The 20,868-nt window shown below is 73.0% G+C and carries 11 protein-coding genes; 5 read left to right on the forward strand and 6 right to left on the reverse strand.

The annotated features are described in order from the left end of the window. The first annotated feature begins 6 nt into the window (after positions 1–6). A complete protein-coding gene (locus WME90_RS04600) occupies positions 7–7,770 on the forward strand; it encodes a beta-ketoacyl synthase N-terminal-like domain-containing protein (protein ID WP_437279842.1) in 7,764 nt (2,587 codons plus the stop codon). A gap of 105 nt (positions 7,771–7,875) precedes the next feature. Here the strand turns inward: WME90_RS04600 and WME90_RS04605 are convergent, their stop codons facing one another. Then, positions 7,876–9,558, reverse strand: a complete 1,683-nt coding sequence (locus WME90_RS04605; protein ID WP_437279843.1) for a TIR domain-containing protein — start codon at positions 9,556–9,558, stop codon at positions 7,876–7,878. A 522-nt stretch (positions 9,559–10,080) separates the two neighbouring features. Here WME90_RS04605 and WME90_RS04610 point away from each other — a divergent pair. Beyond that, complete coding sequence (locus WME90_RS04610; RefSeq protein WP_437279844.1) at positions 10,081–10,593, forward strand: hypothetical protein; 513 nt, start codon at positions 10,081–10,083, stop codon at positions 10,591–10,593. 286 nt (positions 10,594–10,879) lie between these two features. On the opposite strand, the gene WME90_RS04615 is transcribed toward WME90_RS04610, so the two are convergent. Continuing rightward, on the reverse strand, positions 10,880–11,101 hold the full coding sequence (locus tag WME90_RS04615; protein ID WP_437279845.1) for a DUF465 domain-containing protein: 222 nt from the start codon (positions 11,099–11,101) through the stop codon (positions 10,880–10,882). A gap of 338 nt (positions 11,102–11,439) precedes the next feature. Here WME90_RS04615 and WME90_RS04620 point away from each other — a divergent pair, with 338 nt between their 5' ends. Then, on the forward strand, positions 11,440–12,612 hold the full coding sequence (locus WME90_RS04620) for a tetratricopeptide repeat protein (protein ID WP_437279846.1): 1,173 nt from the start codon (positions 11,440–11,442) through the stop codon (positions 12,610–12,612). A 36-nt stretch (positions 12,613–12,648) separates the two neighbouring features. Here the strand turns inward: WME90_RS04620 and WME90_RS04625 are convergent, their stop codons facing one another. Continuing rightward, a complete protein-coding gene (locus WME90_RS04625; protein WP_437279847.1) occupies positions 12,649–13,794 on the reverse strand; it encodes a vWA domain-containing protein in 1,146 nt (381 codons plus the stop codon). 431 nt (positions 13,795–14,225) lie between these two features. Here WME90_RS04625 and WME90_RS04630 point away from each other — a divergent pair, with 431 nt between their 5' ends. Then, a complete protein-coding gene (locus tag WME90_RS04630) occupies positions 14,226–15,785 on the forward strand; it encodes a hypothetical protein (protein WP_437279848.1) in 1,560 nt (519 codons plus the stop codon). A gap of 103 nt (positions 15,786–15,888) precedes the next feature. Here WME90_RS04630 and tmk read toward each other — a convergent pair whose 3' ends face one another. Beyond that, positions 15,889–16,587 carry a dTMP kinase gene (tmk, locus tag WME90_RS04635; protein ID WP_437279849.1) on the reverse strand — a complete coding sequence of 233 codons (699 nt, stop codon included), beginning with the start codon at positions 16,585–16,587 and terminating at the stop codon, positions 15,889–15,891. After that, positions 16,588–17,478: a pantoate--beta-alanine ligase gene (gene panC / locus WME90_RS04640; RefSeq protein WP_437279850.1), complete on the reverse strand. Its 891-nt coding sequence runs from the start codon at positions 17,476–17,478 to the stop codon at positions 16,588–16,590. A gap of 193 nt (positions 17,479–17,671) precedes the next feature. Here panC and ppk1 point away from each other — a divergent pair, with 193 nt between their 5' ends. Then, positions 17,672–19,885 (forward strand): polyphosphate kinase 1, encoded by a 2,214-nt coding sequence (gene ppk1, locus WME90_RS04645; RefSeq protein WP_437279851.1) that lies wholly within the window; start codon positions 17,672–17,674, stop codon positions 19,883–19,885. 83 nt (positions 19,886–19,968) lie between these two features. Here the strand turns inward: ppk1 and WME90_RS04650 are convergent, their stop codons facing one another. Continuing rightward, a complete protein-coding gene (locus WME90_RS04650) occupies positions 19,969–20,847 on the reverse strand; it encodes a hypothetical protein (RefSeq protein WP_437279852.1) in 879 nt (292 codons plus the stop codon). Positions 20,848–20,868: the final 21 nt, after the last annotated feature.

A 20,868-nucleotide genomic window follows, 5' to 3' on the forward strand; every position in this document is an offset into this window, starting at 1 on the left:
GCCAGCGTGTTCGAGCCCATCGCGATCGTCGGCCGCGGGTGCGTCTTGCCGGGCGCGCTCGACCCCACGGCCCTCTGGGACAACGTGCTCGCCGGCAGGGATCTCCTGTCCGCGGCCCCCGACGGCCGCTGGCGCCTCTCGCGCGAGCGCGCGCTCGCGCGGGAGGGGCCCGGCGCGCGCGGCGCGCGCGACGTTCGCGAGGCGAAGGACCGCGCGTGGAGCGACCGCGGCGGCTACGTCACCGGGTTCGACGAGCACTTCCGCCGCGTGCTCGCCCGGGACCCGTTCCCGCGGCGGGGCGGTCCGCCCGAGTCGTTGCTCGCGCTCGACCCGCTCTTCCAGTGGGTGCTCTGCGCGGGCCGTGAAGCGCTCCGCGAGGCGGGCCACGAGGGGCGGTCCGACCGCGCGGGCGCGGTGTTCGGGAACCTCTCGTTCCCGTCGTCGGCGATGTCGGCGTGGGTCGAGTCGACGTGGCTCGGCGAGCTCGCCGGCGTCCCGCGGCCCGATCCGCGCAACCGGTTCATGTCGGGGCTGCCCGCCCACCTGCTGGCCGACGTGCTCGGCCTCGGGGCCGGGGCGTTCGCGCTCGACGCCGCGTGCGCGTCGTCGCTGTACGCGATCGCGCTCGCCTGCGAGCGCCTGCAGGACCGCGAGGCCGACCGGATGCTCGCCGGCGCGGTGTGCCGCTCGGACGACCTCTTCATGCACATCGGGTTCTGCGCGCTGTCGGCCATGAGCCGCACCGGGCAGAGCCGCCCGTTCTCGTCGGCGGCCGACGGCCTGGTCCCGGCGGAGGGCGCGGCGTTCGTGGTCCTGGAGCGCCTGTCCGACGCGGAGGCCGCGCGCAGGCCCATCCTGGGCGTGATCCGCGGGGTCGGCCTGTCGAACGACGGCCGCGGCCGCGGCCTCCTCGCGCCCTCGGTCGAGGGCCAGCTGCGCGCGATGCGCGCCGCGTACTCCATGTCCGGCCTCGATCCGCGCGAGGTGTCGCTCCTCGAGTGCCACGCGACGGGCACGCCCCTCGGCGACGCGACCGAGATCGCGACCCTCACGGAGGTGTTCGGCGCCCGCGATGTCCCGCTCGGCTCGCTCAAGTCGAACCTGGGTCACCTCGTCACGACGGCCGGCGCGGCCGGCCTCCTCAAGCTGCTCGGCGCCATGGAGGCCGGGATCCGCCCGCCCACGCTGCACGCCGATCCGCTGAGCGACGCGGTGGCCTCGAGCCCGTTCCGGGTGCTGCAGCGGGCCGAGCCGTGGGAGGGCCGGCGGCTCGCGGGCCTGTCGGCGTTCGGGTTCGGCGGGAACAACGCTCACCTCCTCGTGGAGGCGTACGAGCCGGCCTCGCCGAAGGGCCGCGCGGCCCACGCCGCGCCGCAGCCCGGCGCGGCCTCGCGCCCCGCGCCGGCAGGTCACCTGGCCGTGGTGGCGATGGGCCTGTGCGTCGGTGAGCTCAGCGGCGCCCGCGCCTTCGCCGAGCCGCTCCTCTCGGGCCGCGGCGCGGATCCCCGCCGGGCGGCCGTCACGCTGCCCGCGGATCGGCTCCGGTTCCCGCCGCGCGATCTGCAGCAGGCGCTCGCCCAGCAGACGCTGCTGCTCGAGGCGGCGATCGAGGCCACCGAGGGGCTCGCGCTGCCGCGCGAGCGCACCGCCGTGCTCATCGGCATGGGCGCGGACACCGAGGTGTGCCGGTACATGACTCGCTGGCGGCTCGCCGAGACGGCGCCGGCGCGGCTCGGCCCGTCGTTCGACGTCGGCGCGCTCCAGGACGCGATCATCCCCGCCCTGCAGGCGGCGGGCGTCGTCGGGAACATGCCCAACATCCCGGCGAACCGGCTGAACAGCCAGCTCGACCTCGGCGGGCCGTCGTTCACGGTCGCGGCCGAGGAGCTGTCCGGTCCCTGGGCGCTGCGCGTCGCGTCCCGCGCCCTGCGCGCCGGGGCGGTGGACGCGGCGGTCGTCGGCGCGGTGGACCTCTCGTGCGAGCCCGCCCACGCGGCCGCGCTCGAGGCGCTCGGCGTCCATCTGCCCCCCGGCGACGCCGCCGTGGTGCTCGTGCTCGAGCGCCTCGACGACGCGGTCCGGGAGCGGCACCCGGTGCTGGCGGTGATCGTGGACGAGCCGGCCGACCCGGGCCTCGTGCTGTCGTCCACGGACCTCGCGCCGCGGTTCGGCCACGCGCACGCCGCCTCGGGCCTGCTGCACGTCGCCGCCGCGGTGCTCGCCTGTCGTCACGGCCGCAAGCCCGACGGCGCGCCGTGGTCCGACGAGATCCGGGTCGCCGAGGTCCGCTGCGCCGGCCTCGGCGGCGGCTCGCTGTCGGTCCGCATCGGGGCCGGCGGCCCTGCTGCGCCGCTCCCGCCGCCGCGATCGGCGGCGGGGCCGACGCTCACGCTCCCCGCCCACCCGCCGGCGATCGTCGTGCCCGGCGCGGCCTCCTGTTCATCCCCCGGAGACTCCATGGAACCTGCGCCGCCTCTGCCGTCCGCCCTCGACGACCTGCCGCCGCTGTACCCCGGGCCCACGGGGTTCTCTGCCGCCGACGTGGATCGGACGCCCTCCTGGGACGAGCCTCCGCTGGACGCGCCGGCGGTCGTCGTGGCCGCTGCCGCGGGCATCGCGGACGAGCCGCTGCCGGTCGGGCCGGCGCTCGTCGCGGCCGCTGCCGTGGAGATCCCGGGCGACGTGGTCGCCGGCGCGGCGGCGTTCACCGTGCAGCTCGCGCAGATCCACAAGGAGTGGGCCGAGCAGCAGGCTCAGGTCCATCGCCGCTTCCTGCAGATGCGGCAGCGCGCGCTGGACTCGCTCGTCCAGGCGTCGTCGGGCGCGGCCGCGGTGGTGTACGAGGCTCCCCAGGCGCGCGCCTCCCACGTCGCGCCGGTCCGCATCGAGGCGCCGCGCCCGGTCGATCCGCCGCGCCCCGCCGCCGCGCCGCCTGCGCCGCGGCCGACCGAGCCACCGCGGCTCGCCCGCGCCGAGTCGCCGCGCCCGGCCGAGTCGCCGCGCGCCGTCGAGCCATCGCGCCCCGCCGCCGCGCCTCGGCCTTCCGCGCAGCCGGAGCTCCCCGCGGCGGATGTCCTCGCGCCGCGCGGCCCCCGGTTCAGCCGCGAGCAGCTCGAGCTCCTCGCCTCGGGCCGGATCTCCGACGTGTTCGGCCCGCTCTTCGCCCGGCAGGACGGCTATCGCCGCCAGGTGCGCATGCCCATGCCGCCGCTCTTGCTCGCCGATCGGGTCACCGGGATCGACGCCGAGCCCGGCTCGATGAAGCTCGGCACGATGTGGACCGAGACCGACGTGCGGTGGGACTCCTGGTACCTGCACGACGGCGCGATGCCGGCCGGCATCATGATCGAGAGCGGCCAGGCCGACCTGCTGCTCATCAGCTGGCTCGGCGCGGACTTCGAGAACAAGGGCGAGCGCGTCTACCGCCTCCTCGGCTGCGAGCTCACCTTCTACGGCGGCCTGCCGCGCCCGGGCGACACGCTCGTCTACGACATCCACGTCGACGGGCACGCGAAGCACGGCGACGTCCGCCTGTTCTTCTTCCACTACGATTGCCGGATCGGCGGCGAGCTGCGCCTGAAGACGCGCAAGGGCCAGGCCGGCTTCTTCACCGACGAGGAGCTCGCGAGCTCCGGGGGCGTCCTCTGGGACGCCGACACCGCCGAGCACGCGACGACCGCCCGCCTCGATCCGCCCCGGATCGCGTGCCGGAAGTCCGCGTTCGAGCGGGCGGATCTCCTCGCGTTCGCGGCCGGCGACGGCGCGGCGGTGTTCGGCCCCGGCTTCGAGCGCCTGAGCACGCACGTCAGGACGCCGCGGATCAGCGCCCCGCCCATGCTGTTCTTCGAGCGCGTCGACGCGTTCGACCCGGCGGGCGGCCCGTGGAAGCGCGGCTATCTCCGGGCGACGCTGCCGATCACGAAGGACGGCTGGTACTTCGAGGGCCACTTCAAGGACGACCCCTGCATGCCGGGGACGCTCATGTTCGAGGGCTGCCTGCAGGCGCTCGCGTTCTACATGGCGGCCATGGGCTTCACGGTGGACGCGGACGGCTTCCGCTTCGAGCCCGTGCCGGAGATCCCCTACCTGCTCCGCTGCCGCGGCCAGGTGGTCCCGACGAGCCGGGTGCTCACCTACGAGGTGTTCGTCGAGGAGGTCCACGACGGCCCGTGCCCGACGGTGTTCGCCGACTTCCTGTGCACGGTCGACGGCCTCAAGGCGTTCCACGCCCGCCGCGTGGGCCTGCGCCTCAGCCCCGACTGGCCGCTCACGAGCGCCCCCGAGCTGCTCGACGGCCACGTCGAGCCGGTGCCGGTCGCGCGCGTCCCCTGGTCCGAGACGGGCGCGCCGCCGCCGGACGGCGCGGTCGCGGCGGGGCGCGCGGACGCCGGCGGCTTCCCGTTCGATTACAGGAGCCTGCTCTCGTGCGCCTGGGGAAGGCCGTCGGACGCGTTCGGCCCGCTCTACCGCAGGTTCGACGGGGGCCAGCACGTCGCCCGGCTCCCGGGGCCGCCGTACCACTTCATGAGCCGGGTCCTGTCGGTCTCGCGCCCCATGGCGGCGATGAAGGCCGGCGCCGAGGTCGAGGTCGAGTACGACGTCCCGGAGGACGCGTGGTACTTCGACGAGAACGCGAGCCTCACGATGCCGTTCGCGGTGGTGCTCGAGGCCGCGCTCCAGACGTGCGGCTGGCTCGCGAGCTACGCCGGCTGCGCGCTCTCGACCGACGGCGCGCTGTACTTCCGCAACCTCGACGGCAAGGGAACGCTGCACGCCGAGGTCCTGCCGGCGCGGGCCGGCGGCGCGCTGCGCACGAGGTCGCGGCTCACGAACATCTCGCGGTCGAGCGGCATGATCATCCTGTCGTTCCGGGTCGAATGCAGCCTCGGCGGCGCCCGGGTGTACGAGCTCGACACCGTGTTCGGCTTCTTTCCAAAGGCCGCGCTGGCGACGCAGATCGGGATCCCGCCGAAGCCCGAAGAGGTCGCCGCGCTCGACGAGCCGTCCGATTTCGAGGTCGATCTCCGCGAGCGCCCCGCGCGGTACTGCGGGGACAAGCTCGGGCTCGCGCGGCCGTCGCTGCTGATGATCGACCGCGTCGACGGCCTGTGGGAGACCGGCGGCCGGAAGGGGCTCGGCCGGCTCCGCGCGCGGCGGGATGTCCACGCGTCGGAGTGGTTTTTTAAAGCCCATTTCCTAAGCGATCCCGTGCAGCCGGGCTCGCTCGGCATCGAGGCGATGCTGCAGACGATCCAGTTCTGGATGCTGCACCACGACCTCCACGCGGGCCTCCGCGACCCGCGGTTCGAGCCGGTCATGACGGGGCACGAGCACTCCTGGCGGTACCGGGGCCAGGTGCTGCCGACCAGCCGGCGGGTGACGGTCGACACCGACATCCTCGAGGTCGGCCGCGACGACCGAGGGCCCTACGTCATCGCCGAGTCGTACCTGTGGGTGGACGGCCTGCGCATCTACGGCGCGACGCTCGGCGTTCGCATCGTCGACGGCGCCTCGCCCCGCGCGCGGCGCGAGCTCGACTTCGACGTCCGCGGGAGCGCGCGACGCCTCGCGTCGCTCCCGGGCGCCGTGGGCCGGAGCCCGCGCCTGCACCCGCAAGAGCAGCCCGCGGCGAAGGCCGCGCCGGCGACGGCGATCGACGACGTCGAGGAGGTGCTGGATCCGGACGGGTGGGTCGCGGACCACCGCCCCACGTGGACGCTCCCGGCGCTCCCGGGGATGAGCATGGTCGACCGGCTGGCCGGCGCCGCGTTGCGGGCGCGCCCGGGGAGCGTGGTCGTGGCCGTGGAGGACGTGGTGGTGCAGCGCTGGCTGCCCGTGCCGGGGCCGGTGCGCGTCAAGGCCGAGGCGACCGGAGCGGGCGATGTCCTCGACGTCCGGCTGCTCGCGTGGCGCGAGGCATCGAACCCGGCGCTCTCGCGGTTCGAGCCCGTGTGCACAGGCCGCGTGCAGGTGGCCCGCGCGTACCCGCCTGCCCCGGCGCCGGAGCCGGCGCTCGACGCGCCGGAGGCGGAGAATCCGTACGCGGCGGGGACGCTGTTCCACGGCCCGGCGTTCCAGTACCTGACCGCGCTCCGGCTAGGCGCGCGCGGGTCGTCGGCGGTGCTGGACCCCGCGAGGGGCACGGTGCCCCCTGGGACGCTGCACCAGGGCATGCTCGACGCGCTGACCCACACCATCCCGCACGACCGGCTGCAGCTGTGGGATCCGGGGAGCCCGCCCGCCCAGATCGCGTTCCCGTCGCGCATCCCGTCGCTCCGCCTGTACGGGCCGGCGCCCGGATCGCCGGTGCGCGTGGAAGTGCGCTACGAGGGCCGTGACGATCGCTTCGTCTCGTTCCGGGTGCAGGCCATCGCGCAGGCCGGCGCCGAGGCGGGGGCCGCCGCGGGAGAGCGCGTCTGGCTGGAGCTCCGGCTTGTCGAGGTGCTGCTCCCGCAGGGGTCGATCGGCGGCGCGCCTCCCGGCATCCGCCGGGCGTTCCTGCGCGACCGCGCGCCGGTCGACCTCGGCGTCTCGCGCGTCGACGCGGCGTCGGGCGAGGCGCGCTGCAGCCCCGCCGACGTGCGCACGATGGACTGGATGCCCGGCACCGTGGCGCAGCTCTATGAAGCGTCGGGCGATCTCGTCGAGGCGGCGGCGGTGAAGGATCACGTCGCGCGGCGCGCGGGCGTGCACCCGTCGACCGTGTCCCTCGCCGGGATCTCCTCGGCGCAGCCGCTCACGCGCTGGCCGTTCGCCGTGGCGCGCGAGGGCTCCGAGGTCGTGGTCCGCGACGCGGGCCCGCCCGTGATCGACATCGCGCCTGTCCGCCGTTACTGGGGCGCGGCCATGGGCATCGGCCGGTGGCCGGCGGAGGACCTGTACTTCGGCCTCATCGAGCGGTTCATCCGCCGGATACACGTCGTCGATCCCGCGGCGTTCCGCGCCGTGAAGGGCCGCAGCCTGCTCTACCTCGGCAACCACCAGGTCGGCGTCGAGTCGTTGCTGTTCGGCATCGCCGTATCCGGCCTGACGGAGGTCTCTACGGTCACGGTGGCGAAGGCCGAGCACCGGGCGACGTGGCTCGGCACGATGCTCGCGCACTGCTTCGCCTACCCGGGCGCGCGCGATCCGAAGGTGATCACGTACTTCGATCGCGAGGACAAGGCCTCGCTCGGGGGCATCATCGCGGAGCTCGGGGTCGAGATGCAGGGGGCCGGCAAGGGCGTGATGGTGCACGTCGAGGGCACGCGGTCGCTCGAGTGCCGCACGCCGGTGCGCAAGATGAGCGGCGCGTTCATCGACATGGCGCTCGCGGTGGGCGTCCCGGTGGTGCCGGTGCGCTTCTCGGGCGCGCTGCCGTCGGAGCCGCTCGATCGGCGGCTCGAGTTCCCGCTCGGCATGGGCGTGCAGGACATCTGGATCGGCCGCCCGCTGCTGCCCGAGGAGCTCGCGGGGCTGACCTACAAGGATCGCAAGGACCTCGTGATCAGCGGCATCAACGGGCTCGGCCCGAGCAACGCGGACGAGCAGCCGTTCCCCGGGGATCCAGCGTTCGCGGCGTCGGTGGACGCCTGGGTCGAGGAGGCGGGCGTCGCGCACGAGGACGCGACGGTCTTCCGGGTGCTGCAGGCGTGCGCCGACCCGACGCCGGAGACGGCCGCGATCCTGGAGGCCGCGCGCACGGGGCGGCTCGTGCCGCCGGACGCGCGGCGCGCCGACTGGCTGCGGAAGCTCGCGGCGCGGCTCCTCGGGAGGCGGCTCGGCGGGTGAGCCGGGGCGGCGCTCCCCGCGCTCCCGCGACCCATCACCGAGCGCCACCGCGACGGCGGCCGGCGCTGCGCCGGCCGCCGGGATCCCCGTCGCTCCCGCCGCGGCTCAGGCCCGCTTCCGCAGCGACTCCGCGGCTCTGCGGATGTCCTTCGCGACGTCCGTGAACGCGGCGTCCCTGCTCTCCCACTCGGTCACCGGCTTCCGGTTGTCCGGCGTGGGCCTCAGCTTTGCGAACGGCGTCCCCTCGTAGCTCACCTCGCGGAGCAGCACCGGAACGATGCACGCCTCTTTGCGCTCGTGGGCCGCCATCGCGGCCTGGACCTCGACGTCGTAGCACTCATCCGAGCTCAGGAAGTCGGGGCTCACGAGGAGCAAGATGATGTGCGCCGACTTCAGGCGGCGGTCGCGCTCGAGCTTCTCCTCGCCACCGACGCCGACGCGCTTCGCGCTCCAGCTCTCGATGAGGCCCAGCCGGTGCGGCCCGGGCCCGAGCATCTTGAGGTGCTTTTCGAGCTGTTCGAGGAGCTTCGCGTCCTCCGGCGCATACGAGATGAAGACCTGGAGCGGGCCGGTCGCCGGGGCGCGCGCAGGGGGGGGATCGGCCGTGACGTTCCCGGTCGTGGGCGCCGAGGAGGTCTCGGGTCGTTGGGGCTGCGGCACCGGAGGGACTACCGGCGGCGTGGGCTCCGGAGCGCGGTCCGGCGCGAGCGGCGCGAGCCGGAGCCGGAGGACGTGGTCCTCGTAGAGGCGCCCCTCGTCCAGCCCGCTCAGGTTATCGGCGTCGGGCTGGAAGGCTGCCTTGGCCGGGCTCCATCTCCTCGGCCAGACGCGCAGCCAGAGCTTCCCCGCGTCGTCTCGCATCACGGACGCGAAGCTGTAGCCGTGCGCGGCCGGCACGTTCGGCTCCAGCTCGCCGTGCGCGGCCCCCGCCGTCACGCGCACGAACTCGCCCCCTGAGCCGGCGCGCGACGTCTCGGTCTCCGCCTGGTGTACGTGGCCGGACAGGTGGATGTGCATCTGGCTGCGGATCCAGGTGTCCACGTCCCGCTCATCGGCGACCCAGCCGGCGCGGAGCGGATGGTGGCTCAGCGCGATGACAAGCTCGTCGCGCGCGACCGGCGGCTCGAGCATGGCGCGCGTGACCTGCTCCGCGCCGACGCGGAGGCGCCCCCGATCTTCTCCGAAGGTCCTCTCATCCGCGGCGAGCAACGCGGTGTTCAGCCCGACGAGGCGCAGGCGGAGGCCGCTCAGCTGCATGCGGTATGTCCAGAAGAGCCGCTCCTCCGGCGCCGCCGCCGGCGAGCGGCACGCGGGGGCGAATTGCGCGGCGAACTCCAGGTACGCGCTCATTCGGCTCGCGAGGCGGGCGCGCATCTTCGGCTTCGCGAGCTCGCTGTCGAGCGGGGCGACGCCCGCGCGGAGATCGCGGATCAGGCGGGCCACGTCGTCGTCGTCGTCGACCTTCCGGTTCACATCGTGGTTGCCCGGAACGACGAAGATGTCCTGTGGTGTGATCCCCACGTCGCCGGCGATGCCCTTGAGCCACACGGCGGCATCCGCGTACTCGCGCGGCTCCTGGTCCGGGGCCGGCTTGCGCGCGTTGCCGCTGAACGCGACGTCGCCTGTGACCAGGATGGCGTCGGGCTTGACCGTTCCGCGCTCCACCATGGCGGCGATGTCCGTGCGGACGAGGTGGAGGACGCGCCGCTGGTCCCATCGATCACCCGCGCTGCCGTGACCGAAGTGGATGTCCGAGAGGTGGATCCAGCTGAAGAGCTTCGTCGCCATGGCCCTCGAGGGTACACCCTCTGCGAGGCGCGAACCCAGGTATTGCTGACTCAGGCCATATCGGTGATCCCCCCATGCGGTCGAAGCGGATGATACCGGTCGTTCGACATCTCCGCATGACAGCGGTTGTGAGCGCGCTGGGCTGCGTGAGCCAGACGCGCGACCCGACGGTGGCTCGGTCGGGCTCACCGGCTCCGGCTCGGTCGCGGCGCTCCGCCGCGTTGCGACCTCCATCTCCCACCCTCGCCGGCGCTCCGGTCGAGCACGGCGGATGTCCTCCACGCCTCGCCTGCGGCCGCTGTCCGCTCCCCGCCGGCAATGACGGCGCGCGAGCCGCCCTCCGAGGCGCGCCTGGCCACCCCGCCGGCGCCGGGCTCCGGTCGATCCAGCCGGCGCCGCGCTCCGGTCGATCCGGCCGGCGCCGCGCTCCGGTCGATCCGGGGTGCCGGGAGGCGGCGGACGTCGCGCGGAGTCCCGCGTTCCCGCTTGATCGCGCCGCGACGCGGGAGATACCCTGCGCGCATGCGCCGCCTGGTCTCGTGCGTCCTCCTCCTTTCGTCCTTCGCCCTCGCGTCGGGTTGCGCGACCTACACGCAGGATCTCGATCGCGCCCGCAGCCACTACGAGGCGAACCGGTTCGAGCAGGCGCTGGCCCTGTTCCGGGTGCTCGAGAACGACCAGGACTCGTTCTCGGTCCCGGAGCGCGCGCAGTACGCCTACCTCCGGGGCATGACGGACTACCGCCTGGCCGATCTTGCGCCGCAGGGCACCGGCGTCGCCGATCCGCGCAAGGGCTACCGCGACAACGCGCGCCACTGGCTCGGGCTCGCCGCGGCGACCGAGAAGCAGGCCCCCGGAGGCATCACCAGCGAGCAGAAGAACCGCCTGACCGAGACGCTCGCGGACCTCAACCGCGACGTGTACGGCGGCGCCGAGGCGCTGCCGGAGGGGGGCGCCGCGCCCGACGCGTCGAAGCCCGACGCTCCCGCATCGCCCGAGGAGGCTCCGTCCGAGCCGGCGGCGCCCACGCTCTGACCGTCGCGCGCTGACGCCCTCGCGCCTCGGCGCATCGCTGGCATCGGCTCGGCTGCGAGCATCGCGCCGCGTGCGTGCGTCCCTCCTGCGGTGACCGGGCGCGCGTGCGTCCCTGCGGTGCGCATGTGCGTCCCTGCGGCGACCGGGCGTGCGCGCTTCCCTGCGGTGCGCACAGCGTGCGAGCCGCGCATTGCGTCGGTGCGAGGGATGTCTGTAGGGGAACGGAGAGGTGCGGGGTGTAGCCCCGCGCGTGGCGCGGGATCGGTGGTCGGCTAGGGGGCGGTCGTTAAGACAACCGCCGGCGCAGGGATTCGATCTCGTCCTTCGCGGCGAGCTTGCGTTTCTTGAGCTGGGCAGCCTCCATCCTCTCCCCCGGTGTCAAGAAAGCCCGTCGACCCAGCTGCCTGAGGCGTGAATCGAGCTCGCGATGACGCGCTTCCGCCATGGTCAGCCGCTGCTCCGGGCCGATTGCCGTCATCGCGCGAGGAGAGATGATCTGATGCTTCATGTGCCCACCTCCAAGGCCCCACAACGGGGCCGTGATGCCTTCGAGGGCTCACAACACAAGCCCTCGTTCTGATCGTCGCTGGAGAGGAGATCGCCGCCGACCGAGCTGTACGCCGAGACAGCGGCCTGATGAACGAATGCGAGATTACCGCAAGGTGGCGGATCCATGCAGGCTTTTTGTCGGGCAACGCCTCTCTGCAATTTGACAGAGCGGCCGTTGTAGCCAGGGATTGCCCTACGGCGTACAGCAATCCACCGGTGTCCCGGACGGTCGGGCTGGGATCTCCGTCCATGCACGTTGCGGAACAACCTCGAGCATGGGGCTATTCTTCCCAGGCAATGTCGAGCTCCTGCGCCACGTCGGTCGCCCTTCTGGCCCTTGCGGTCGTCCTGGGCGGATGCACTTCGGAGGCCACCCTGCCGGCCCGGGCGCGGTCGCCGCGACCGGCCTCGGCGCGCGCGCCGGTCGAGCTCGCGCCGGTCGTCGTTTCGCCTTACTCGGACGCCGAGCTCGCGGCCGAGTTCGAGCGGGCGCGCGCGCTGCTCCTGGCCGACAAGGCGCGCGAGGCGGCGCCCCTGTTCGAGCGGCTCGTCCGCCTCGCGCCGGACGGCGAGGTCGCGCCGCCTAGCCTGTTCAACGCCGGGCTCGCGCACGAGGCGCTCGGCGACCGCGCGCTCGCGGCCGAGCGCTACCGCGAGGTCGCGCAGCGCTTCCCGGAGCACGCGGTCGCGCGCGGCGCGCTCTTCCGGCTCTCGCGCGCGGCGGCCGCGCTCGAGCGGTGGCCCGAGCTCGTCGAGGTGTCGCGCCGCCTGCTCCGCCTCGGCGATCTGAGCGTGCTGGAGGCGATCGAGGCGCGCGGCGCGCTCGCGCTCGGCCTGGTCGAGCAGGATCTCGTGGAGGAAGCGGCGCGTCAGGTCGCACAGGCGCGCGACCTCATCGAGGCGCACCGGCTGGGCGAGGCCGGCAAGCCGCCGATCGAGCTCGCGCAGGTGAGCTTTGCGCTCGGCGAGGTGCGGCGGCGCCGGAGCGAGGCGATCACCTTCGTGCCGGCGCCGGCGGGCTTCGCCGACGCGCTCGAGCGGCGTTGCCAGGGGCTCCTCGATGCGCAGAGCGCCTACACCGAGGCCATGCGCAGCCTCGACGCCCACTGGTCGGCGATGGCGGGATACCGCATCGGGCAGCTCTACAAGGAGCTGCACCGCGACGTGATGCAGGTCCCGCCGCCGCCGAGCGCCGACACCCCGAGGGAGAAGCAGCTGTTCGAGGGGGCGATGCGCCTGCGTTACCGGGTGCTCCTCGAGAAGGGTCAGAAGATGCTCGCCGGGACCGTCCGCCTCGGCGACCGCACCGGCGAGTCGTCGGCGTGGATCCTCCGCGCCCGCGACGCGCAGCGCGAGATCGAGCTCGCGCTCGCCGACGAGCGGGCGGCCCTCGCGAGGCTCCCGTTCACCGAGGCCGAGCTCCTCGCCGCGCTCGACGCCCTGAAGACGGCGGCGCCGGAGCGCCCGTGAGCCCCGCGCGGGCGGCGGGGGCGGGGCGCGCGCAGCTCAGTTCAGCGTCGGCGCGCACCCGAAGAGCACGTCGAGCTCCGCGTGCACCTCGCGTTGCACGGTCGTGCAGGACGCGGGGCACAGGATGATCTTCTTCGGGAGCACGTCGTCGTCGTAGTACCACCCCGGCCCCGTGCCGCAGTCCGCTGCGTCGTCCGCCTTCGGGATCTCCAGCGGGCCTGCGCCTTGGGGCGCGAGCCTGACCGCGACCCGGCTCGTGTCCAGGACCAAGCCCGCCGGCGGCGCGGGGATGAGGAGCTCGCACGGGAGCGCCGAGGCGCGGATCTCGGCCATCTTCGCCGAGAACGCCGCGATGTCCGTCGTGACGTCGAACGCGCGCGCCGTTCCGCCCGCGGCGGCGATCTGGTCCAGGTTGGCGAGCGTCGAGCCTTGGACCGCGATGACGTAGGTCTGGACGCCGTTGTAGCGGAGGGCCTTCTGCGCCATCTCCGCGGTGCTCGCGACCGTGTTGCCGGAGCAGCCCGAGGGATCGCCGTCGGTCGCGAGCACGACGATGACCTTGTGCGAAGGGTTCGCGTCCTTGTAGGCGGTCGCGTTCGTGAGCACCCCTTGGAGCGCCGGGCGCATGGGCGTCCCGCCGCCTGGCGAAGTGCTCCGGATGGAGGCGGTGAGCTCCGGTGTGTTCCGCGGCAGCTCGCCGATGGCGACCGCGAGGTCGTCATAGCTCGTGTGGTTGCAGTCGCTCTGCCCGTTGCTGCTCCGCGGGAAGTAGGTCAGCCCCACGTTCATCCCGGTCGAGGCGGCGTCGTTCACGAACGCCGAGAGCGCGCTCGTGACGCCGCTCCATTTCGAGCCGAGCATGCTGCCGGATCGGTCGAGCAGGATGAGCATATCGAGCGGCACGAGCGTGGCCTCCGCGCTCGCCTGGGCGCAGGAGGACGACGCCCCGAAGCCGCCCTCGCCGGCGCCGCTGAGCCCTCCCCCCGCGCCGAGCGACGTGCCTCCGGTCGCGCTGCTCGCGTCGAAGGCGCCGTCGCCGCCGCCGCTGCTCGCGGCGTCATCCGGCCGGGGACGCCACGCGGGCTTCTTCTCGTCGTCGATGGCCGCGCAGCCGCCCGACTGAGCTGCGATCCCGGCGGCGACGAGGAAAGGGGCAAACACGAAATGACGTCGGAAGGACATCTCTGCGCTCCTCTGGAAATGGGTGCGACGTGGCTCGCGGCCGGGGGGCTCCACGCGCGAAGTGGTCTGTCTATCGAGGGATAGCCGAGATCCGAGACGAACTCGTCAGTGTACTACAACTCTCGATAGAGGGGCGATAGGGGCTCTCCGGTTTGTAAGCGCGGCTCGTGTCGCGCTGTCGTAGCTGTCGTCGCAGTCGTCGCTGTCTTTTCTTTCGTCGCTTGTCGCGGCTCTCGTCGCTTGTGTTGCTTGTCGTGGCTCTCGCTTGTCTCGCGCTCTCGCCGGCGCGGCGGGGTAAGGCGTCTTCGCTCGTCGCCGCGTGCGCCGACCGTTCCGGGTGCTCGCGCGCGGGAACATCATGTTTCCTTGCGCGGCCGCGAAGGACGCGTAATTCCCACGAGGTGCGTCACGGTTGCTGGAAAGAGGCGAACATGACTAGGTGGATTCCATGGGTACTTGCCGCTGTCGCCCTGACGGATCTCGGCTGTTCGACCGCGACGTCCGCGGGCGGCTCGGGCGCGGCGGGGGCCGGCGGCGCCCCCGCTGCGGCGGCTGTCTCGAGCGGGGGGGGCGGCGGGGGCGGGGACGGCGCGCCGTGCCGGATCGACTGCTCGCTCGTTCCGACCTCGCAGTGCGTCGTGGCCGTGTGCAACGAGGCGACGCGCGATTGCGAGCTCGTCCCCAGCGCGGGCGGAGAGCCTTGTGACGACAGGGACGCTTGCACGGTCGGCGAGGCGTGCAAGGACGGTGTCTGTCAGGGCGGGGCCCAGGAGGACTGCGGCATCGCGCCGGATGCCTGTCACGTGGTCACTTGCGTCGACGCGGGGGGTGACGCTCGCTGCGGGGTGGAGCCGAGGGAGAACGGGACCCCGTGCACGACGGAAGACCGCTGTATCCTCGACGCGGCGTGCCTGGACGGCGCCTGCGTCGGGACCCCGCGGGACTGCTTCTTCTTCCACGTGCCGGACTCCTGTCATGTCGGTGCGTGCGACCCGGCCACCGGTGCGTGCGAGGCGGTCGCGGGCAACGAGGGGGCGCCGTGCGCGGACTCCGGCGATCTGTGCATGGTCGGCAAGACCTGCCAGAGCGGCCGCTGCGAGGGGGGCGTCCCCAAGGACTGCAGCGCGCTGAGCGTCGGGTGCAACGATGGCGCCTGTGATCCGGGCTCTGGCAATTGCTATGCTGAGCCGATCGGACCGGGCGGCGCCTGCGTCTCCGGGACCGACGAGTGCAATCGTGGCGTCTGTGACGAGCACGGCGCCTGTATTTCCATGCCTACCCCCGGGGAGTCGTGCCCCTCGAAGACGGTCGGTTGCACGCGCGGCGTCTGCAGCGACGCCGGGGTGTGCACGGCGCGCCCGGTCGCCGACGGGGGGGGCTGCGTCGACAGCGACTCATGCACCGTGGGGGAGTCCTGCTTGGCCGGCGTCTGCCAGGGTGGCGCCGCCGCGTCGGCGCCGATGGTCTACTTCCGGGATACGTTCGAGAGCGACGCGGCCGGGTGGGAGCTCGGTCCGACCTGGCAGATCGGCTCGGCGAAGGCGTCATCCGGGCAGACCTACGGGCACGCCGATCCGGCGCTCGATCACACGGCCACGTCGGACAACGGGGTGGCCGGCGTGATCATCGGAGGGAACGCGCCCCTCGGCGTCCACCCGTACTTCTACCTGACGAGCCCCATCGTCAACACCGATGTCGAGGGCGGCGTATACCTGACGTTCTGGCGTCTCCTGAACAGCGATGAGACGCCCCACATGACGAACCGTGTCGAGGTCTACGACGGCGTCCGCTGGAAGGTGCTCTTCGAGTCGGGGGCATACCCCGGCGTCCGCGACTCGGTCTGGACGAAGGTCGTCTACGACCTGACGTCCTACAAGAACGCCGACCTGCGGGTCCGCTTCGGCTACGAGATCGGGCGGGAATCCTTCGTCGACAACGTGTCGAGCTGGAACATCGACGATGTGGAGATCGCGAACGCGGCTTGCCCGTAGAGCGGGCCAGGGGAGCGAACGGCGGAGGCGCAGAGGGCGGGGGAGGCACAGGGACCTTGCCTCCTCCGTGGCTCGACTCTGATGTTCGGGCCGGAGCCCTGGCTCACCGCTCCACGATGGTCGCCAGCGCCGACGTTATCGCGCGGGAGACGTCGTCGACAGCGCCACCCCCGTCGATATGGATGACGCGGTCTCCCGGCACGAGCTCCTCCGCCCGGCGGTACGTCTCAGCGAGCCGCGCCTGCAGCTCGGTTTTCTCGAACAGCTCCTCTGCCCCGCCGCGGCCGAGGCGGCGCTTCTCGGCGATCTCGGGCGCCACGTCGATCACCACCGTGACGTCGGGCCTCATGGCGTGGCGGTTGAGCTCGCGGATCCACTCGATGATTCCCCCCGATCCCCCCCCGTCCTCGCCCGCCGTCGCGGACTGGTAGGCCAGGCTCGACAGGTCGTAGCGATCCGAGATCACGACGTATCCGTCGCGGAGGAGCGGCTCGATCTCGGCGCCGAGGTGATCGAGGCGGTCGGCCGAGAAAAGGAGGGCCATGATCTCCGCCTGGCGGGCGCTGGGCAGCGAGATCCGGTGGGTCAGGACCTGCCGGAGCAGCGCGCCCACCGGCCCGGCGCTCGGCTCGCGGGTGACGTGGACGAGGCGCCGCGCCGCCCTGAGGTGCGCCGCGTAGCGCTCGGCCTGCGTGCTCGTGCCTGCGCCGTCGATGCCCTCGAACACCACGAAGACGCCACGGCCTGCCTCCCCCGCCGGGCGCGACGCGGGGCCCTCTTGTTCGGCTCTCGCCTTCGCCATCTAGCTGGCCTCCTCGCTCGCCTCCGCGACGGGCGGCGCGTCCTCCCCGAGCACGACGTTGTCGATGAGGCGCGCCGTCCCGAGGCGGACGGCGACCGCCAGCAGCGCCCGATCACCGATGGTCGCCGCGTCGCTCCAGATCGCCAGGGACTCCGGATCGGCGAGATCCACGTAGTCGATGCTCGTCGCGACGGCCGAGAGGCGCGCGCGCGCGGGCTCGAGGAGCGCGGCGGCGCGCCGCTCGCCGCGGGCGAAGGCGCGGCACGCGCCGGCGAGGGCGAGCGGGATGGCGCGCGCCGCGCTCCGCTGCTCGGGCGAGAGGTAGGCGTTCCGCGACGACATGGCGAGGCCGTCCGGCTCGCGCACCGTCGTCGCCCCGACGACCTCGATGGGCAGGAACAGGTCGGCGACGAGCCGCCGGATGACCTGGAGCTGCTGGTAGTCCTTCCGTCCGAAGACGGCGACGCACGGGCCGGCGAGCGAGAGCAGCTTCGTCACCACGGTGGCGACGCCCTCGAAATGCACGGGCCGGTAGACCCCGCAGAGCGGGGCAGCGGTCGCGCCGACGCGCACGCGTGTCTCCTCGCCGGGCGGGTACATCGCTGCAACGTCCGGCGCGAACACCCCGGTGGCGCCGGCCTCCGCGCAGGCGGCGAGGTCTCGCTCGAGCGTCCGCGGGTAGCGCGCCAGGTCCTCGCCCGCGCCGAACTGCGTCGGGTTGACGAAGATGGTCACGGCCACGAAGTCCGCCCTCTGCCGCGCCTCCGCGATCAAGGCGAGGTGGCCTGCGTGGAGCGCGCCCATCGTCGGAACGAGGCCGACGCGGCGCCCAGCCGCTCGAGCCCGGTCGCACGCCACCCTGAGGTCGCCAGGATGTCGCCAAAACTCCATAATTGAACCCTATCAGCTGTACGGCAGAATCGGAGCTTCGATCATGGTTGACCCTCCGTCCACCCCAGACAACGCCCTCGCTCCAGATTCCGAAGACGAGATCGACTCCGCTCAGGCCGCCGGGCCCGGATCGCGCCCGGGCGGTCCACCCAGCGTGAGATCCGGGGGGAGCGCGGCCCCGTCCAGCGGCCCGGTGTCGATCCCGGCCGTCGCGGGGGTGATCCCTGTCGAAGGGGACCCGGCGCATTACCTGAACCGCGAGCTCTCATGGCTCGAGTTCAACGCGCGGGTGCTGGCGGAGGCCAGGGCGCATGAGGTGCCGCTGTTCGAGCGCCTCAAGTTCCTGAGCATCTTCTTCTCCAACCTCGACGAGTTCTTCATGGTGCGCGTCGCCGGCCTCCAGGCGCAGACGCAGCGCACGATCGCGGAGGTCCCGCCGGACGGGCTCACGCCCCACGAGCAGCTCGTGGCGATCAGCGCGCGGGTCCACGCGCTCGTCGATGACGCCTACCAGCTGTGGCACTCGGATCTGATCCCGGCGCTCCAGCGCGCCGGCATCGTGATCGTCCGGCCCGACGAGCTCGACGCGACCGAGCTCAGCGCGCTCGACGAGCGGTTCCGCACGGACATCTTCCCGATCCTCACGCCGATCGCGATCGACCCGGGGCACCCGTTCCCGCACCTGCGGAACAAGATGATCAACCTCGGGATCATGTTCTCCCGAGAGCATGAAGCGCAGGAGCCCGGCTTCGCGGTCATCCAGGTGCCGCCGGGGCTGAGCCGGCTGATGCGGGTCCGCGTGGAGGGCGCGACGCGCGCGTTCGTCCTGCTCGAGGACGTGATCGCCCGGCACGTGAAGGATTTCTTCCCCTCGGGCAGGCTGCGCGGCACGTACCCCTTCCGCGTCACCCGGAACTGGGACCTCGAGATCGACGAGGAGGAGGGCGAGGACCTGCTCGAGACGATCCAGGCCGAGCTCCGCCGGCGCGATCGCGGCAACGCCGTGCGCCTGGAGATCGGCTTCGGCGAGGGCGCCGGCACCTCGGTCCAGCGGCTCTGCCGCGCGCTCAAGGTCGACGCGGCGCACGCCGTCTACCGGGTGCCTGGGCCGCTCCACATCGCCGACCTCATGGGCATCGTCGCGGACGACGAGCGCCGCGAGTACCGCGACGAGCCGTTCGCGCCGCAGGTCCCGCCGCTCTTCCGGGACGTCGAGGACGTCTTCGCCGTCATCCGGGAGCAGGACGTGCTCCTGCACCACCCGTACGAGTCGTTCGATCCGGTCGCCGAGTTCGTCTCCCGCGCTGCCGACGACCCGAACGTGCTCGCGATCAAGCAGACGCTCTACCGGACCGGCGGCGACTCCCCGATCCTGAAGGCGCTCGCGCGCGCGGCCGAGAGCGGCAAGCAGGTGACGGCCATCGTCGAGCTGAAGGCGCGGTTCGACGAGGCGAGCAACATCCAGTGGGCGAGGACGCTCGAGCAGAGCGGCGTGCAGGTGATCTACGGCCTGCTCGGGCTGAAGACCCACGCGAAGGCGCTGCTCGTCGTGCGGCGCGAGAAGGACAAGCTGCGCCGCTACGTGCACCTCTCGACGGGCAACTACAACCCGCAGACCGCGCGGCTCTACACCGACATGGGCCTGTTCACGGCGAACCGGGAGATCGGCGAGGACATGACCTCGCTCTTCAACCTGCTGACCGGCTACAGCGCGCCGCCCAAGTGGAACCGCCTCCTCGTGGCGCCGCTCGGCCTGCACGAGGCGGTGCTCGGCCTCATCGCGCGTGAGGAGGCCCACGCGCGGGCCGGGCGCAAGGCGGAGATCGTGGCGCAGATGAACGCGCTCGTGGACGTCGACGTCATCGACGCGCTCTACGCTGCGTCGCAGGCCGGGGTCGAGATCAAGCTCGCCGTGCGCGGCATCTGCTGCCTCCGGCCGGGGATCCCGGGCCTGTCAGAGCGGATCCAGGTGCGCGCGATCATCGATCGTTTCCTCGAGCACAAGCGCCTGTTCCGGTTCGCGAACGGCGGAAACGAGGAGGTCTACATGTCGAGCGCCGACTGGATGCCGCGCAACTTCCATCGCCGCGTCGAGCTGATGATCCCGATCATCGAGCCCGCCATCCGCACGCGCGTGGAGGATATGCTGAACACCGTGATGTCCGACACGGCGAAGACCTGGGAGCTCGCGAGCGACGGCAGCTACCACAAGCTCCAGCAGCCCGCCGGCGCCCCGCAGCTCCGGGCGCAGTCTCGCTTCATCGAGCTCGCGCGCGAGCGGGTGAAGCTCAGCGATCCGCTGGCGCGGGGCGGCGGGCGCTTCCACATCCTCCGCGTGCCCACGGGCATGGCGGACGGCGGGCCGCGCCACCGCAAGGGCGTCAAGAAGAAGAAGGGCCTGTCCTGAGGGACGAAGCGTCAGCGCAAGGGTAGACGTGGAAGAGGCGTTCCAGCGGCCCCGCGCGCCCGGGAGCGGGCGAGGGGAGCGCTTCAGAACCGGGTCTGCAACGCGGCGGATCCCGGGCCGATCGAGAGCGTGGTTTGCGCAGGCGCCGCGGGGGCCGCGCCGTCGGCCGGCACCTTCTTGCCGCCGATGACCCAGAGCGGGATGCCCACGGCCATCATGATGCCGCCCGCCACGGAGACGAGCGCGCCGGCGACCTGGCGAGGCCCATCGGCACGCGTCTCGCAGACGCCCATGGATCCCCCGAAATCGCAGTAGATCTCGTAGCGATTGCTCGCCGACGCCAGCAGGCCGGTCCCGGTGAAGAACGCGATCGTGCCGCCCGCGGTGAGCGCGATGCCGCCCCACATCATGCTCGGGCTCTTCCGGCGCAGGGGAATCGGGGGCGGCGCAGGCGGGATCTCCGATGGGTTCACCGGATAACCCGGCGGGAGCGGAGGGTAGGCGCCGCCATAGGGCGCGTAGGCGCCCGGGGGACCAGGCGGCGGATAGCGCGGGGCGGCGCCCGGGTCAGCCTGAGGGGCGTGCTGTGGCGGCGCCGGGTAGTAGGGGACCGCCGGGTACGGCGGCGCGGCGGCAGCTGGCGGAGCGGGCTGTGGCGCAGCGCCTGGCGGCGCAGGGGCAGCGCCGCCGGGCTGCAGCGCCGCACCAGCCGGCGACGGGGCGGCAGGCGGTGCGGCGGCAGGCGGCGCTGCGGCGGCACCGGACTGCTGCCGCGCGACGCTCGGCGCCACGGGGGCGCCAGCAGGAGGCTGTCGTTGCGGCGCCGGTTGCGCGACCGCCGTCGTCGCGGCGAGGAGGCCGGACAGCGCGACGCCGAGCGGCAGGGCGAGCGTCTGCCCGCCGGAGCGCGGCGAGCAACCCGGCTTTCGGGCGGCGTCGAGCAAGGCATTCAAGCGAAGCATCTCGGGCGTCCTTTCATCACG

Origin of the sequence: Sorangium sp. So ce375 (genome assembly GCF_051473855.1) — a bacterium.
Lineage (GTDB): Bacteria > Myxococcota_A > Polyangia > Polyangiales > Polyangiaceae > Sorangium.